At 72.2% G+C, this 16064-nt stretch carries 12 protein-coding genes; 9 read left to right on the top strand and 3 right to left on the bottom strand.

Annotated features, from left to right (window positions below):
- Positions 1-167: 167 nt before the first annotated feature.
- The 6 genes from ACQEV2_RS02945 to ACQEV2_RS02920 all read left to right on the top strand — a co-directional run bounded on the left by ACQEV2_RS02945 (position 168) and on the right by ACQEV2_RS02920 (position 9635).
- The gene (locus ACQEV2_RS02945) at positions 168-1184 is read left to right on the top strand and encodes a hypothetical protein (RefSeq protein WP_433036200.1); all 1017 of its coding nucleotides are present in this window, start codon (positions 168-170) and stop codon (positions 1182-1184) included.
- A gap of 87 nt (positions 1185-1271) precedes the next feature.
- A complete protein-coding gene (locus ACQEV2_RS02940) occupies positions 1272-2405 on the top strand; it encodes an acyl-CoA dehydrogenase family protein (protein ID WP_433036198.1) in 1134 nt (377 codons plus the stop codon).
- A gap of 188 nt (positions 2406-2593) precedes the next feature.
- Positions 2594-3316, top strand: coding sequence for an FAD binding domain-containing protein (locus ACQEV2_RS02935; protein ID WP_433036196.1), 723 nt, complete (start codon positions 2594-2596; stop codon positions 3314-3316).
- A gap of 283 nt (positions 3317-3599) precedes the next feature.
- Positions 3600-4586, top strand: a complete 987-nt coding sequence (locus ACQEV2_RS02930) for a hypothetical protein (RefSeq protein ID WP_433036194.1) — start codon at positions 3600-3602, stop codon at positions 4584-4586.
- Between the two features lie 124 nt (positions 4587-4710).
- Positions 4711-6576, top strand: coding sequence for an HSP90 family protein (locus ACQEV2_RS02925; RefSeq protein WP_433036192.1), 1866 nt, complete (start codon positions 4711-4713; stop codon positions 6574-6576).
- A 2-nt stretch (positions 6577-6578) separates the two neighbouring features.
- Positions 6579-9635: a hypothetical protein gene (locus tag ACQEV2_RS02920; RefSeq protein WP_433036190.1), complete on the top strand. Its 3057-nt coding sequence runs from the start codon at positions 6579-6581 to the stop codon at positions 9633-9635.
- Between the two features lie 64 nt (positions 9636-9699).
- On the opposite strand, the gene ACQEV2_RS02915 is transcribed toward ACQEV2_RS02920, so the two are convergent.
- Positions 9700-10422, bottom strand: coding sequence for a hypothetical protein (locus ACQEV2_RS02915; RefSeq protein WP_433036188.1), 723 nt, complete (start codon positions 10420-10422; stop codon positions 9700-9702).
- 99 nt (positions 10423-10521) lie between these two features.
- Here ACQEV2_RS02915 and ACQEV2_RS02910 point away from each other — a divergent pair, with 99 nt between their 5' ends.
- Positions 10522-11178, top strand: coding sequence for a TetR/AcrR family transcriptional regulator (locus tag ACQEV2_RS02910; protein ID WP_433036186.1), 657 nt, complete (start codon positions 10522-10524; stop codon positions 11176-11178).
- 22 nt (positions 11179-11200) lie between these two features.
- Here the strand turns inward: ACQEV2_RS02910 and ACQEV2_RS02905 are convergent, their stop codons facing one another.
- Entirely contained in the window at positions 11201-12862 is a 1662-nt protein-coding gene (locus tag ACQEV2_RS02905) for a carboxylesterase/lipase family protein (protein WP_433036184.1), read from the bottom strand.
- A 56-nt stretch (positions 12863-12918) separates the two neighbouring features.
- Complete coding sequence (locus tag ACQEV2_RS02900) at positions 12919-14163, bottom strand: choice-of-anchor Q domain-containing protein (protein ID WP_433036182.1); 1245 nt, start codon at positions 14161-14163, stop codon at positions 12919-12921.
- Positions 14164-14645: 482 nt separating this feature from the next.
- Between ACQEV2_RS02900 and ACQEV2_RS02895 the strand changes: the two genes are divergently transcribed.
- Together ACQEV2_RS02895 and ACQEV2_RS02890 are read left to right on the top strand one after the other, a co-directional pair.
- Positions 14646-15083 carry a cytidine deaminase gene (locus ACQEV2_RS02895; RefSeq protein WP_433036180.1) on the top strand — a complete coding sequence of 146 codons (438 nt, stop codon included), beginning with the start codon at positions 14646-14648 and terminating at the stop codon, positions 15081-15083.
- A 171-nt stretch (positions 15084-15254) separates the two neighbouring features.
- Entirely contained in the window at positions 15255-15929 is a 675-nt protein-coding gene (locus tag ACQEV2_RS02890; RefSeq protein WP_433036178.1) for a DUF4232 domain-containing protein, read from the top strand.
- The last annotated feature ends 135 nt before the right edge of the window (positions 15930-16064 follow it).

The following is a 16064-nucleotide window of genomic DNA, read 5'->3' as shown; positions in this document are numbered from 1 at the left end:
CGGCCAAGCCGACACGGAAGGCTCTCGACCTCAGCGGCGATCCGCGGGCTGCGGCGCCCTTGAGGTTCGACCGGAAGGTGGCCCATGTCCTGCCGACCGGCCCTGAAGGGGGTTACCCCACCATCGCTTTGTACGGGCGTGCGGCCTGGCTCTCGCACGCGTCCGGGATGACGGTGTACAACCTGGCCACGGGTAAGGCGGTCACCACCATCGCCACGCAGAACACGCCCACGTATGACCTGCCGGCGCCACGCGATCTGAGCAAGAAGCAGGCCGAGATGATACGAAGCCGCGTCTCGTTCCCCGAGCCGGTGCGGATCGGCGGTGCACCGGCCGTGCTCACCGTCGTTCCGGTCCGGCTGGCCAAACAGGGCAGCGGCAAGGCCCAAGCCGGGTTCGAGGTGATCGCGGCGCGTGCGGACAACGGCAAGCTGATCTGGCGACTTCCCGTGGACATCTACGGTGACCCGGCCGGCAAGCTGGGCGCGCTGCAGGTGTCGACCGGGGACGGCGTCGTGAGCGTCACCTGGACGGAGGACGGCTACCCGACAGGCACCTTCGCCCTCTCCCTGGACGACGAGCCCCGCATGCTGTGGCAGCGTGCGGGCTTCTGGAAGGTCGGCGGATTCGGCGATGCCGTGCTGGGCTTCCGTGCGGAGCCGGACGAGGACTACTCGTTGGCCGGGGTCGGCGCGACCGACGGCCGTGACCTGTGGGTCAAGGAGGTGCCGGACGGCGCGATGTGGGCGATCGCATCGAGCGGCGCACCCTTGGCCAAACTCGACGACGACAGTGAGAAGGCGCGGCTGATCGACATCGCGACCGGCGACTTCGTCCTGTCCAAGCGAGGTGGCCTGACCAGCCGTATGGACTGTGATCAGGGCGAGGGTGGCACCGTGCTGCTGTGCGCGTCGAAACAGGACGGGGCGTTCGCGGTGAACGATGCCGGCAAGATCTTGTGGCGCCGGGGGTCGGGGAATGGTCCGGGCGACTGGAGCGCGACCGTAGAAGCCCCATTCAAGGACCTGTTCTACGCGAAAGGAAAAGACGGAGCGTTCGTCGTCGACGGGCGTACCGGACGAACGGTCAGCGCCGAGGCGGGAGTTGTCCCCGATCGCGTCAACGCCTATGCCGCGCTGGTCCACACCGACGCCGGAACAGAGGTCCACCACGCCAAGCGCTGATTTGCGCCGCCTGATGGCGAACCCTCGGGACACTTGGTGGGATGGCGAGGCGGAGAAGGAACCGCCCGGCAATGCGAGGGGAAGCTCATGGCGCAGATGCCCACCGGGCCGCCGTCGGAACTGGACCGGGTACTCGCCCTGGTGGCGGAGCGGCGGGCCGAGTTCGAGGAGAAGCGGTACGTACCGCGCGATGTCGTCGCCGCGTTCAAGAGGGCGGGTATCTATCGTGCGAGCACCCCGAAGCAGTTCGGCGGCGACGCGCTGCCCCCGGCGGAATTCCTCCGTGTCATCGAGCGGATATCGGTCGCCGACGGCTCAGCCGGCTGGGTCGCCAGCTTCGGCTCCTCGCTGATCTATCTCGCGGCGCTGCCTCTCGCCACGCAGGCCGAGCTGTACGCCGCCGGACCCGACGTGGTCTTCGCGGGTGGCCTGTTCCCCGTCCAGCCGGCCGAACGCGTGGAGGGCGGCTACCGCGTCTCGGGGAGGTGGAGGTTCGCCAGCGGCTGCAAGGGCGCGGACGTCCTCGGTGTCGGCATCAAGGCGGGCGAGGACCGGGCCGGCCGGCCCCTCACGGCCGTACTGCGGCCCGACCAGGTGGAGATCGCCGAGAACTGGGACGTCATCGGTCTGCGCGGCACCGGCAGCCACGACCTGGTCGTCAACGGGGCGGTCGTACCGCAGGAGTGGACGTTCGTGCGGGGCGGCGCCCCCACCGTCGACGAGCCGCTCTACCGGTACCCGAGCGTCCCGTACGCCGCCCAGGTCCTGGCCGTCGTCGGCCTCGGCGTGGCCCGCGCCGCCCTCGACCACGTCGTCGCCCAGGGGGGCCGCTCCGGCTACACCGGCGCCCCCAAGCCCGCCGAGCGCGCCACCTACCGCATCGCGGTCGGTCAGGCGGAGGCCCAACTCCGGTCCGTCCGCGCCTTCTTCTACGAGATCACCGAAGAGGTCTGGTCGACGGTAGAGGGGGGAGACGTCGCGACCGCCGAACAGGCGAGTCTGCTCAGACTCGCCTCCGCGCACGCCGCCAGGACCTCCTTCGAGGTGGTCCGGGCCGCGTACCAGCTCGCGGGCATCCCCGCCATCGAGGACGGCGACCCCATGCAGCGCTACCTGCGGGATGCCTCGGTGGTGCCGCAGCACGCCTTCCTCCAGGAGGGCATGTACGACGGTGCCGGTGCGGTTCTGATGGGCGTGCAGCCCTTCCCCGGCTACCTCTGAACGACGCAGACCCCCACGCTGCCGAGCACGGCTCCGGTGGGCGATTCGACCGGGCTGGGGCGCGTGCCGTGCATCGGTGAGCCCTGTGTGCGCCTCCATGTGGGTGGGTGAAAATGCGCCATGTCTCGGTCGGGTGGCCGAGGCGTCGAACAACCGAGCACCAACTCGTCGAGAAAGCAGGTCCGCCCGTGCTGTTGCGTCTGCCCGAGTCCGTGTCCGAAGCGCAGAGGTGCATAGCGGAGGGAGCGGTGCCCGTAGGCGGGGCGACGCTGGTGTGGGCCGGCTGGCAACGGGACGGCTTCCCCGAGCAGGCGATGTCGCTGCGCAACGTGCCGGAAGCCAACGTGATCGGGCACGGGACGCTGGGCGCGGCCGTGGTGCTGAACCGCATCGACGACCGCGTGCCCGAGGTCCTCCAGCAGGCCGCCGCCAACGTGGGCACCGGCGCGGTACGCCGGACCGCCACCGTCGGCGGCAACATCGTCGGCAGCACGCTGCGCTGCCTGCTGCCCGCCGCCCTGGTGCTGGGTGCCCGCGCGACGGTGCTGGAGCACGACAGGGTCTTCGAGACCGACCTCGCCGAACTCCTGGCCAAGCAGCACCTGTTGCTGAGCCTGCACTGGCGTGACCCGGTCACCAGCAGCTACCGCAAGCTGGCCGCGGAAGCGGGCGGCCCGCCGCCCATCGTCGTCGCGGCCGCCCTGCACTCCGACACCGACGGAGCCGACCGCCTGCACGTCGCCGTGCGCGACGGCTATGACGTGCTCAGCGACAGCGTCCCCTGCGACGCAGGCACCGACGAGGCGATCGCCACGCTTCGCGACACGACCATCGGCACACTGCACGCCATGGCCTGGGAGGCCGTCCGCCGACACATCGGCGAACTGTTGGCCCGCCCGGGCGGTCGTTGAGCCGACTCCTGGGGCAGGACGGGGCAACGCGGTGAGCCTTGCCGGCCGGGGCGCGGGGCATCCCACCCGTCGGTGCGGCACAGACTCGGACTTCATGCCGCTTGCCCAGGCCGCGGTGCCCACCCCGACTTCGCCGGAGTCGCAGCGCTGCCGGCGGGGTCCGGGAGGGGCAGGAAGGCGGGATGGGGCCCGTGAAGCGCCGGTGAAAACCCTGTGGAAGCGGTGTCGGTGAGGCCGTTTATGCTGCACCGGACGATCACGCGGGACCAGGGGAGGGCGCGGCATGTTCGGCAAGCTGTTCGGCAGGGGTGCGGAGAGACCGGTGGCGGATCCGCACGTCCTTCCCGTCCCGCGCAGGCAGAAGAACGGGATGTACACGCTGCGCGCGCTCGGGGACGCGCGGGTGCTCGCCCTGGTGGAAGCTGCCGACGCGGGTGACTGGGAGGCCGTCAAGGCGGCGCTGGTCCCCTTCGATCTCGGCCGCGACCACCAGGTCCTGGGTGAGCTCGCCGACCTGGACGGTGTGCAGGACTGGATCGGCCGGGCCGTCGAGGAGGACAAGGAGCACCGGGCGACGGCTCTGCTGATATCCGGGGCGCGTCACATCAGCTGGGGCTGGGAGGCGCGTACCGCCGCGCGTGCCGTGAACGTCACGCAGGAGCAGTGGCGCGTCTTCCACGAGCGGCTCCAGATCGCCGAGGAACAGCTGCTGGAGGCCGCCGAGTCGCGGCCGGACTGGGTCACGCCGTGGCGCCGCCTGCTCACCTCCGGTCGCGGCATGTCGCTGGGCTCCGCCGTCAACGAGACCCGGCTCGACGCCGCCTTGCGCCGCGACCCGCTGGACCTGGAGACCCATCTCGAGTGGGTGTCGCAGTTGCAGCCCCGTTGGGGCGGCGAGCCGGGGCAGGCCCTGGCGTTCGCGCAGGAGGCGTTCGCCCGCGCCCCTGAGGGGCACCGCCTCGGCTGCGTGATCGCCATGGCGTACATCGAGGAGTGGGTCGAGGCGGAACGCGGGGACTACCTCGAAACCGACGAGATCCGGGCGCAGTTGCGGGAGGCGGCGGATCACAGCATCCTCCACCCCACCTATGTGTGGCGCCCGGGCTGGCAGCAGGACTTCAACATGTTCGCCATGGCCCTGTCGCTGGCCGGCGAGCGTCACACGGTCCGGCGCGTCTTCCAGACGCTGGACGGTGCCTACACCAAGTGGCCCTGGACCTATTTCGCGGATCCGGAGAAGCAGTTCGCGCGCCACCACCGGCGCGCCTGAGCGCCCGCCACCACCGCCGCGCCTGTACGCGCGCCGACCACATCGCTCTTGAGCGCGCACCGACCACCGGCTCCGCCCGCCAACCGTCGTTCTTCCCGCCGTTCTTCCCACTCCGGACTGCCCGATGACACTGCACCACACCGCTGCGAACCCGACCGGCGCCGACCGCACCTTCCAGGTGGATCTGCGCGGCCTCGTCGATCTCCTCTCCCACCACCTCTACTCCAGCCCCCGCGTCTACCTGCGCGAACTGATGCAGAACGCGGTGGACGCGCTGACCGCCCGGGACGCCCTCGAACCGGCCGCCCCCACCGACCCCCTCGGTATCCGCCTGTACGCAGACGGTTCGGTGGTACGCGTCGAGGACGACGGCGTCGGTCTCACCGAGGCCGACGTGCACACGTTCCTCGCCACGATCGGCCGCAGCAGCAAGCGCGCCGACCGGATCGCCGAGCAACGCGGCGACTTCATCGGCCAGTTCGGCATCGGCTTGCTCTCCTGCTTCCTGGTCGCCGACGAGATCCATGTCCTCAGCCGCTCCGCCCGCACCCCCGACGCACCCGCCGTGGAGTGGCGGGGACGCGGCGACGGCAGCTACACCGTCCGCACCCTGCCCGCCTCCGCCCGCCCCCGGCCCGGCACCACCGTCACGCTGACACCGCGCGCCGACGCCGGCGAGTGGACCCGGCCGGCGCAGGTGCACGTGCTGGCCCGCCACTTCGGCTCCCTGCTGCGGCACCCGGTGACCTTCGACGACGGCACAGGCGGCCCGGGCGGCACGGGCGGGCCGGGCGCGTCCGTCAACCCCGAGCCCGCCCCCTGGGCGCGTACGTACCCCACCCCGGGAGCCCGTTCCCGCGCCCTGGCCGCGTACGGCGAGGAGGTCTTCGGATTCAAGCCGCTGGACACCATCGAGCTGGACCTGCCGGCCGTGGGCCTGAAGGGCATCGCGTGTGTGCTGCCCGAGGCGGTGTCGGCCGGGCGCCGCCACGGCCACCGCGTGCACGTCAAGGGCATGCTGCTGTCCGAGCAGGCCGAGGAGATCCTGCCCGACTGGGCCTTCTTCGTCCGCTGCGTCGTCGACGCCGAGAGCCTGCGCCCGACGGCGTCCCGCGAGTCCCTGTACGAGGACGACACCCTCGCCGCTGTCCGCGACGCCCTCGCCGAGCGGCTGCGCGCCTGGATCGCCCGGGCCGCCGCCAGCGACCCGGATCTGCTCCACCGCTTCCTCCAGGCCCACCACTTGGCCGTGAAGTCCCTCGCCGTGCACGACGACGAGATTCTGCGGATGCTGCTGCCCTGGCTGCCGTTCGAGACCACCGACGGGCACACCACGCTCGACGAGTTCGCACGCACCCACCGCACCGTGCTCGTGACGTCGAGCGTGGAGGAGTTCCGCCAGGTCGCGGCGATCGCCTCGGCCGCCGGGCTGGGCGTCGTCAACGGCGGCTACACCTACGACCGGGAACTGGTGCACCGGCTGCCCGAGATCAGGCCCGAGGCGACCGTCGCCGACCTCGACCCGGAGACCCTCACCGCCCACCTCGACCCCGTCGACCGGGAGACGGAACTCGCCGCCGCGGCCTACCTCGCCCAGGCCCGCGACGCCCTCGCCGTCTTCGACTGCGACGTCGCGCTGCGCACCTTCCAGCCCGCCTCCGCCCCCGCCCTCCTCGTCGACAGCCGCGAGGCCCGGCACGAGCGCACCCGCTCCCAGCTCGCCCGTGAGCAGGAGGGCGGCCTGTGGGGCGACATCCTCGGCGCCCTGCGCCAGGAGGCCCCGCGGGCCCAGCTGATCCTCAACCAGCTCAACCCGCTGGTCCGCACCGCCGTCACCATCGACGAGCCCGAGCTGGCCCGCACCAGCGCCGAAGCCCTCTACGGGCAGGCCGCGATGCTGTCCCGGCGCCCGCTCAGGCCCGCCGAATCGAGCCTCATCAACCGCTCCTTCCTCGACCTTCTCGCCCACGCCCTCCGCAAGGACAGCTGACGATGCCCACCGCACCCCATCCCCAGAGCACGGACGAGCTGTACCAGGCGCTCCAGGAGAACGACCGGCGCCCCTACGGCCGCACCCGCACCGTCACCGCAGAGGAACTCGTCGACGCCGCCGAGCAGTTCGGGGAGCCCGTGCCGCTCGTTCACGCGCTCCTCGAACTGCAGGAGGCGTACACCTACGGCTCCGAACCCCGGAAGTCACCCGTCGTCTTCGCCCGTCTGCTGAACCTCTTCGACGAGCAGCCCGACGTCTTCGACGACCGCCTGCGCCACATGCTGTTCTGGCGGTTCAAGTGGGTGGCCAACGCCCTGCGCCAGCTGCCCGAGATGCCGCTGGCCAGCCTGCGCCAGTGGCTGACGGAGATGCGGGACCGGTACGAGAAGGCCGGCCTCGGCCTCCAGCCCTACTACGGACAGGCGTACCAACTCGCCGCCCACGTCGGCGAGGACACCACCCTCGCCTACGAACTGTGGGCGAGCCGCACCCGCACCCGGCTCAGCGACTGCGAGGCCTGTGAGATCTGCGAGCGCGCCCTGTACCACCTCACGGCGGGCGACGACGAGCGGGCGCTGCGCACCTGGGAGCCCGTCCTGGCCGGGAAGGAGTCCTGCCAGGAGGAGCCCGCCCGCTCGTTCTCGTACGCGCTGCTGCCCCTGCTGCGCACCGGCCGCACCGACCGGGCCCGCGAACTGCACCTCGCCGGCTACCGCGGCTGCCGCCGCAACCCCTCGATGTCCGGCGAGGTCGGCCGGCACCTGGAGTTCTGCGCGCTGACCGGCAACGAGGCACGCGGCCTGGAACTGCTCGCCGAGAACCGGAACCTGTTCGACGAGGTCGACTCGCCGCTGGACCAGCTCGACTTCCTCACCGGCGTGGACGTCCTCCTCCAGCGCGTCGAGCACCTCGGCCACGGCGAACTGCCCGCCGCCGGATACGCGGGCCGCACCTGGACGGTGACCGGCCTGCGCGCCGAGGTGCGCGGCCGCGCCGACGACCTCGCCGCCCGCTTCGACGCCCGCAACGGCACCTCGGCCCACACCGACCGCCGCAAGGCCCGCCTCGACCGCGCCCCGCTCCTGGATGAGCTGGAACTGACCCTGCGCACCCGCAGCCTCGACGACGTGGCCCCCGCTGCCCAGGTCACCGCCCCCGTCGGCCGTACGGTCGCCGCCGTCCCCGACTCGCTGCCCGAACTCATCCTCAGAGCAAGGGCGTTGGAGGAGCAGGGGCACCCCGACGCGCAGGCATGCTGGGCGCGGCTGCGCACGCTCGTCACCGCCCGCGACTACACCCACCCCGACGACCCGGCCGTGGGCCCGCTCGTCCAGCTGCGCGCGGACCTGCTGACCGACGAGGCGAGCCGGGCGGGCGAGAAGGACGAGCACGCCGAAGCCGCCGCCCTCCACGAGGAGGCCGCGGCTCTGTACGACGACGCCGGAGCGCCGGGCCACGCGGCCCTCGCCCGCGCCTGCGCGCTGCTCGCCGCCGTCGAGATCCCCGCGGAGGGCTCGGAGGGCGCGGATGGTGCCGGGCATGCGGAGGGCGTGGACGGTGCCGGGCGTGCCGAGGGCGTGGACGGCGCCGGGCCGACGGATGGCGCGGGCGATGCCGAAGGCGTGAAGGCCGCGGGCGGAGCCGAGGCGAAGGCCGCCGCGCTGACCGCCGTCCACGCGTCCATCGTCCGCCTGCAGGAGGAGGCGCCCGGCCTCGCCCCGTACCTGGAGGCCCGCCTGCTGCGGCTGCGGGTGACCGCGCTCGCCCTGCGCCTGCAGACCTCGCGCAGCGAGGAGCACGTCGCGCCGGTCTTCGCCGAGGTCGACCAGCTGCACGCGTTCGCCACCCGGCACGACATCGCCGGGCAGATCTCCGGCGCCCTGCTGCTGCGGGCCAGCACGTACGCCATCTCCGGCGACCTGCCCGCCGCGGTCACCGAGATCGACGCCCTCCTCGACCGGCTGAAGGAGCGCGGCCCCGCCTGGCACCTGCCCCGCACCCTCGCACTGCGGGGCCGACTCCAGCTCGGCCTGCGGGACGCACAGGCGGCGTACGCGGACCTCACCGAAGGCCTGCGACGGGCCGCCGACTGGCCGGCCGACGCGATCGACACCACCCGCCTCCACGGTGACCTGGCCGAGGCCTGCATGCACCTGGGCCGCCCCGACGAGGCACTGCGGCACCTGACGCGCTCGGCGGAGCTGGAGCTTCGCCGGGGCAGCCGGATCGACGCGTTCTGCACCTACAGCAACGCGGCCCAGCTCAGCCTCGACCTGGGGCGCGTCGAGGACTGCATCGCCCTGCTCGACTCCCTGCTCGCCGAACCGGACGTCGCCGCCGGAGAGCTGGACGACCGGCTCGCCGCCCAGCTGCGCCTGACCCGTGCCCGCGCGCTGCACGCGGGGGAGGACCTCAAGGCCGCCACGGCGGAGTTCGTCGCCCTCGCGGCCGAGTCTGCCGGCTGGGACGACGACCCGGGGAGCCACGCCATGATCGCCGCGGAGACGGCCGTACTCCTCGGCGAGTCCGGCGAGTTCGGCCGGGCCCGCGAGGCCGCGGACCAGGCGATCGCCGCCCACGCCCGGGACCCGCGCTACGAGCAGCTCAGCAACTGCCTGCGCGAACTCGCCCGCCTCCAGACCCAGCAGCAGGGCCCCGACGGCCTGCCGGGCGCCCTCGCCTACCTCGCGGACGCCGGCCGGATCGCCGACGAGGCCCGCGCCGCCGCATACGAGGCCCGCGGTCGCTCCCTGGACACTGCTCTGGCCTACGAACACGGGCGGGTCAACGCCTACGCCGGCGAGTACGAGGACGCCCTGGCCGCGCTGGAGAAGGCCCTCGCCCTGCTCGGCGAGCCGGGACCGGAGGACGACCGCGCCGGCGAGTGGGCCGAGTGCGTCCGCCTCGCTGGCGCCGTGGAGGGCCTCTACCTGGAACGCCCCGCCCCCGCCCTCACCCGCCTCGACGCGGCGGTCTCCCACCTGACCGCCCTTGGCCACACCGAGGAGACCGAGCCGCTCATCTCCTTGGCGGCCCGGCTGCGCGACGAGGAGTGACGCGTCGGGCGGGCGCCGGGACGCCGGCCCGCCACGGCACCGGGGCGGGCCGCGCTCCCCGGCTTCAGGAGGCAGGTCTGGGATCGATCCACAACGCCTCGGAGACGGCGCACAGTTCGCCCTCGGCCGTGGCCAGCGCCACGCCCATCATGTGCTTGCGGCCGGATTCGGACAGCAGCCACGCGTACGAGATGTACGGCTCACCCGCGGCGACCGGCCGCAGAATCGTGCCCGTGAGGGATGCGGTGACCGCGCCCGGGCGCTGGGTGCCGAGGAAGCGGCCCGCCCAGTTTCCCGGGCAGTCCAAAGCGCCCCAGACCACTCGGGGTGGGAGCAGGCCGTCCGGGTCGGCGAAGGCGCGGGACGGGATCCAGGCGGAGGCCACCAGGCCGAGATCCGGCACCGGGGCGCAGTACACACGCAGACCGCGGTCGGCAGTGCGCAGCCCGCAGCCGAAGCAGTCCACCACACCCGACGGCGGCGCCGACCGGAACCGCTCCGCCGCGGCGGCCGCCTCGTCCCAGGAGGGCGCGGTCGGCGGGGCGAGCCGCAACTCGGCGGGGCGTGCCGCGGCGAAGGGCTGCTCAGCCTCGCCCAACTCCGCGCCCCCGCCCGCCGTTTCGGCGATCCGCACCGGTGCCTCGACGGGCACGGGTCCACGGAAGTCCACCCGTACCGTCTTCGCCCCGGTCCTCTCCGCCAAGACGCCGGCGACGTAGCCGCCGAAAGCCACCCCGGGGTAGCCCGAGTACAGCTCCGGCACCACGATCGCGTCACTCGTCGTCATGATCCCCACTTCACCACACCCAGCCCACCGGCGTCGGCACGACGGAACTCGAGGCGTTCGTCGAGACCGGACACCGGCTTCTCGCCTACAGTCGGCTGCATGACGCAGGCACCGGCCCAGGACCGCGGCGCACGGTCGCGTGACGCGATTCTCGACACCGCCGGCGAACTGATGTCGCGGTACGGCTATGCCGCCACGTCCATTTCCATGATCTCGGCCGAGTGCGGGCTGCCGCCCAGCTCGATCTACTGGCACTTCGGCAGCAAGGACGGGATCTACGTCGCGGTGCTGGAGCGCGCCAGGACCGCACTGCTCGCGGCCCTGCCCCCGGCTGACGTGCCGGGTGCCGACGTCGTACAGCGGCTGGACGCCTTCCTCGCGCAGGTCGAGGACGCCTTCCAGCGCCACCCGCACGGACTGAAACTGCTGCTGGGGCTGGGCATGGTGCAGCAGGACGCCAGCGCGGCGGCGGTGGCCGAGGTGCACCACTACCGCGACGCGCTGGTGGCCTGGGCGCAGGATGCGCTGAGCGCCGTTTTCGGGCTGGATGACCGCGCGGAGGTTGCGGAAGAACTGGCCCGCTTCACGCTCAGAATGGCGAGCGGCACCGCCGTGGCCCGCTGGTTCGAACCGGGCGCCGTCCTGGAGACCGGGCCGTTGCGCGTGGCCCTGCTGGCGCTTGCGGATCACCACAACGTACTGGGGCGCAAAGCCTCCGGCGAGTGCGCTCTGTCACATGACGTCACGGACGGGTAATGACGGCCGCAGGCGGGCGGTGTCATCGCACGGCTCCCCGAGGAGCGGGGGAGGGGAGCCAGAACGCGCAGTGGTGGTCGGTCGCGAAGCCGGCCGTGGGTGCGACCCGGTCGGGCGCCAGCACCTGGATGCGGTCCTGTGCCGCCGTGTAGCGAGGCCAGGCGGGGACCCCGGGCATGTTCGGGTCGCCGGTGGCGGCGAACCGGGCCCAGTAGGCGGTCATCGTGGCGGACAGCCGCTGTTGGGCGGGCGTCAGGCGCAGGGAGTCCATGGGAAAGAGATAGGCCAGTTCCGAGGCGTGGAACGCGCCCTGTGGAGTGTGCGGTGCCGGGATGAACGGTGGTGCCTGCGGGTCGTGGAACTCGTATGCGTAGACGGGCGCCCGGGTGCCGTACAGCCGGCTGTCGGCTCGTGCGGGGCAGGCGAACCGCTGGTCCGTGTTGACGGCGGAATAGGCAAGGTTGGGGGACGGGTACGCCGCGGCCGGATACGTGGCCAGGACCGCCGCCGCGCGGTCGCCGTGCTGGAGCGCGATCAGGGCCGCGTACGACGCGGAGGTGAGGGGACCGCCGCCGAGGAGATCCACGTACAGGGCGGTGAAGTACCGGTACTCGTCATGGGTGTTGCCGGTGAGTGTCGGGACGGCGTTCACTCGTCCCTCGGACCATGCCTCGTGCGGAGCACGCGGGAGGATACGTGGCCCGGTGTTCGGGCCCCACAAGGCGGCCGGCCCGGTCCCGCTGCCGTGCAGGAGCTCGGTGATGGGCAGGGCACGCAGACAAGTCGCCGCGGTCGCCGGGTCCGCGCAGCCCACCGAGGCCGCGAAGGTGCCTCCCCTCTGCTCGGCCGCGCCGAGCGTGAGCGGTGTCAGACCGCCGTCCGAAGCGCAGCTCCCGCTCTGCTGAATCGCGCGCTGGAACAGGCCCTTCGCGGTCGGGGAGGCGATATGGGCGCAGGTGTCCACCGACCCGGCGGACTGGCCGGCGAGGGTCACTCGGTCGCGGTCGCCGCCGAAGGCGCCGATGTTGTGACGGACCCAGCGCAGCGCGGCCTGCTGATCCATCAAGCCGTAGTCGCCGGACGCGTGGTCCCCGCTCTCCGACGACAGGGCGGGGTGGGCGAGGAACCCCAGTGCTCCCAGGCGGTAGTTGACGGTCACCACGACCACGCCGCGCGCGGCCAGCGCCGAGCCGTCGTAGTCGCTGCCCGCGCCGTAGGTGTTGCCGCCGCCGTGCAACCACACCAGCACCGGCAGGGGCCGGCCGCCGGTGCGGGCCGGCGTCCACACATTGAGGTACAGGCAGTCCTCCGTCGTGCTCCCGGTGCGGTTGGACTCGCCGGGCAGGACGGGGCCGCCGTCGGGGAGCAGCGTCAGGGGCAGCTGGGGGCACGGGTCGGCCGGTTCGGTGGCGTCGCGTACGCCGGACCATCGCTCGGCGGGCCGTGGGGGACGCCAGCGCAGCCCGCTCGTCGGCGGGGCGGCGAAGGGGATGCCCTGGAAGACCCGGCCGCCGTCCCGGTGGGCCGCGCCGCGCACCCAGCCGCGGTCGGTGGGCACGACCAGGGAGTCGTGAGCGGCAGCGGCCCGGGCCGTGGGCGGGGGAGTGATGAGGGAGGACAACAGCAGGGCCAGCAGTACGGTCATGGGGCGGGCCAGGGTGGTGCACAGGCTCGGCGATCTCATCGCATCTCCTGACGCCGGTGCGAGTCGCATCTCCTCGTGCGGTGCGAGCGGGGTGGTCATGGCGTCCGCTCGTAGGCGCCGATGTCGCAGGCCGCGCCCTGGGGACGGGCGACACCGCGCTGATCGGTGGCCGGGCAGTCGACGGCCGCGTCCAGGGCGGGGCTTCCCGGCCGCAGCGCGGCGGTGTCCGTGGGACCGCCGTTGTCGGCGAGCGGGCCGATCAGCGGCGGACGGCTGGGCAGGTCGCCCGAGGCGGTGAGCCGGCAACTTCCGTCACCGTCCAGGTTGTGGCCTTGCGATGCGATGGTGGCGAAGGCCTTCTTGCAGTCGGCGGCCTTGCCGTCGACGGTGTTGCCGGCGACCACGGAGTTGCGCAACGTCAGCCGCCCCAGCGGCAGATCCACGACATCGGGGATCGGGGAGGGCAGGCTGTCGAGGTAGGCGGGGGCGATGTTGATTCCGCCTCCGCCGTCGCTGGAACTGTTGCCGGAAATGGTCGAGTTGAGGATCTCCACGGGTCCCAGTCCGCGGATGTCGATCCCGCCGCCGTACCCGGCGAGGCTGCCGGGGCGGTCGCCCGGGTTCGTCACACGGTTGTCGGCGACCGTCGAGTTGGTCACGGTGCCGGTGTCGTCGAACCTGATGCCCCCGGCTTCACCCGCGACGTTCCCGCTGACGGTGCTCTCGGTCAGGTCCAGGTGAGAGCCGGGGACGTTGAAGATGCCACCGCCGTAGCCCGCGGAGTTGCCGGTCACGGCGACCCGTCTCAGCGTCATGTGGTGTCCGTTGGCGATGCCGCCGCCACCGGTGTCGGTGATGGGCAGTTCGCGTTGCTTGGCCACGCCCCCGGTGATCGTCAGATCGGACAGTCCTGTGTCCGCCCGCATGCGGAAGACGCGGTCCAGGTGGTTGGCGTCGATGACGGTGGTCCGTGCGCCGGAGCCGCGGATCGTGGTGGGCGCGTCGACGTTCAGGTCGCCCGTGGTCGGGTCGGGGTGGTCTCCGAAGATCAGGCGGGGATTGGGCGGAATGGTCAGCCGGTAGTGGCCCGGAGGCAGCGTGATGCTGCTGCCCGGGCGGGAATTGGCGGCCATCACTGCGGCGCGCAGGCTGCACGCGCCCGACGTCGTGCGGCACAGGCCGTCCGACGGATCGGCATCGACCGCGTCGGCCGTGGTGTCCACGGTGAACTTGGCCGGTCCGGTGGCCGCGGGCGCGGCGGCCCTGGCGGTGGGGGCGGCGAGTGCTGCCGCCGTGACGAGGACGAGGGGCAGTGCCGCCGGGCTGGTTCGGATGTGCATCAGGTGAACTCCTCTCGGCGAGGAAGGGGGGCCTCGGCTGATGCGAGAAGGGGGGAGGGCTCGGCTCGCGCGAGGACTTCCTGCTGGTGCGGGATGCGGCTCGTGGAAGAAACGCGGCCGTGCGCCTTGCGGTGTGGCGCCGGAGCGGCGAGGCGGGCCGGAGCAGGGGACGGCGGAGTGCCAACGGCGCCTGCACGACGGGGTTGCCGCGACAGTCGTCCGTGAACCGTCCGCGTTCTGTAGGGAGCGTTCCATTCAAGGAGGTCGGTGTCTACGGACCGGCAGGGGAATGACCGGATAGCGACCTCCCTGTCCGGCGCGACGAACACCAAGACCACCTGCCTCAGTCACACCGACCTGTTCGCATCCTTGTCCTCCACCGTCGCGAACATCGCCGAGGTGACGTTCACCAACGCGATATTCGCTTGCGCGCCATCCTCACTTGCGCCAACGTCACCTGACACCGCACGAAGGCAGAGCAGATGACCACGCACCCCCACCCCGTCGACGACGAGCTCATCCAGGCCGCGGCCCACGTCGCGCGCACTCGATGCCGTGGCGAGAACCACACCATGGCGGCCGCGGCCCGCGCCCGGGACGGACGGATCGTCACCGCGGTGAACGCCTACCACTTCACGGGAGGGCCCTGCGCCGAGCTGGTCCTCATCGGCGCGGCGGCCGGCCAGGGCGCTTACGAGCTGGACACGATCGTCGCCGTCGGCGACCGTGACCGCGGGGTCGTTCCCCCGTGCGGCCGGTGCCGCCAGGTCCTTCTCGACTACTTCCCAGCCCTGAAGGTCATCGTCGGCGCAGGCGACCGTCTTCGAACCGTCTCCATCAGCGACCTGCTCCCCGAAAGCTACGTCTGGGCCGATCACCAACTCGACGCTGAGCCAACCACGCCCCTGAGCGCGAGCTGACGCCCAGCGGCACCAGGGCGAACGCTGCCCTCTCCTGCGACTGCTGCGCCATTGCCGCTGTCACAGTGTCACAAACGTGTTCGCGGACGGCTCCCTCTTGGTGCGAGCGGGCGGAGACGTCGCTCCCGTGCGGCATGATCACCGGGACGTTCCGATCACGGGGGGCTTCTCATGGCTTACACAGCTCGTTCACGCCGTACCACCGCGGTACTCGCCGCTCTCTCGCTCGGCATCCTGGCACTGAGCGCATGCAACGGCGATGCCGGGAAGGACACGGCCACCACCCCGAGCGCGGCAGCGAGTGCGTCCGCTGCGGGTACGGACAAGGGCGCCGACGCGCCCTCGGCGGCAGGCTCCGATGACGGTGGCAGCGACGGCGGGAACTCCTCCGACAGCCAGGGCAGCACCCCGCCGTCGCAGCCCGCGTCCGACGACGGTCAGGACGGCGGTGTAGGCATGTGCGAGACGACCGACTTGAGCTACAACGTCACCGTCGCGTCCAAGCCCGTCAACCATGCCTTGCTGAAGGCGACCAACAAGGGCAGCGGCCCTTGCCTGCTGCCGGCGAACGAGCTGGTGATCACTATTCCGGAGCTCGACGGCGCCGCCGAGCACATGGGACCCGACGGGAAGGACTGGATCCTGAAGGCCGGCGAGAGCGCCTATGCCGGGATCATGTTCTCGCGCGCCGACACCGCGGGCGGCAAGAGCGCCGACAAGGTGGAGATCGCGCTCACCGCTGCCGAGAGCCCGACGACGGTGGCGATCGACGAGGGCCCCGTCACCGTCAACGACGGCCAGGTCACCAGCTTCTTCGGCACCGCCGAGGACGCACTCACGTACTGATCGCCCAAGTAGGTTCGCGGAGTGTTGACACGCGAACTTTCCGACGGCGGTTCGCCGCGACCGCATCGTTGGTTAGGTTGGCAAGCAGAGACTGATTCCCCTGACGGGGGCCCGTTGGTGGGGAGTTGGCGCCGG

The sequence above is a fragment of the Streptomyces sp. CA-251387 genome, assembly GCF_050936625.1.
Taxonomy (GTDB): Bacteria; Actinomycetota; Actinomycetes; order Streptomycetales; family Streptomycetaceae; genus Streptomyces.
This window is presented reverse-complemented; position numbering and strand designations above follow the sequence as displayed.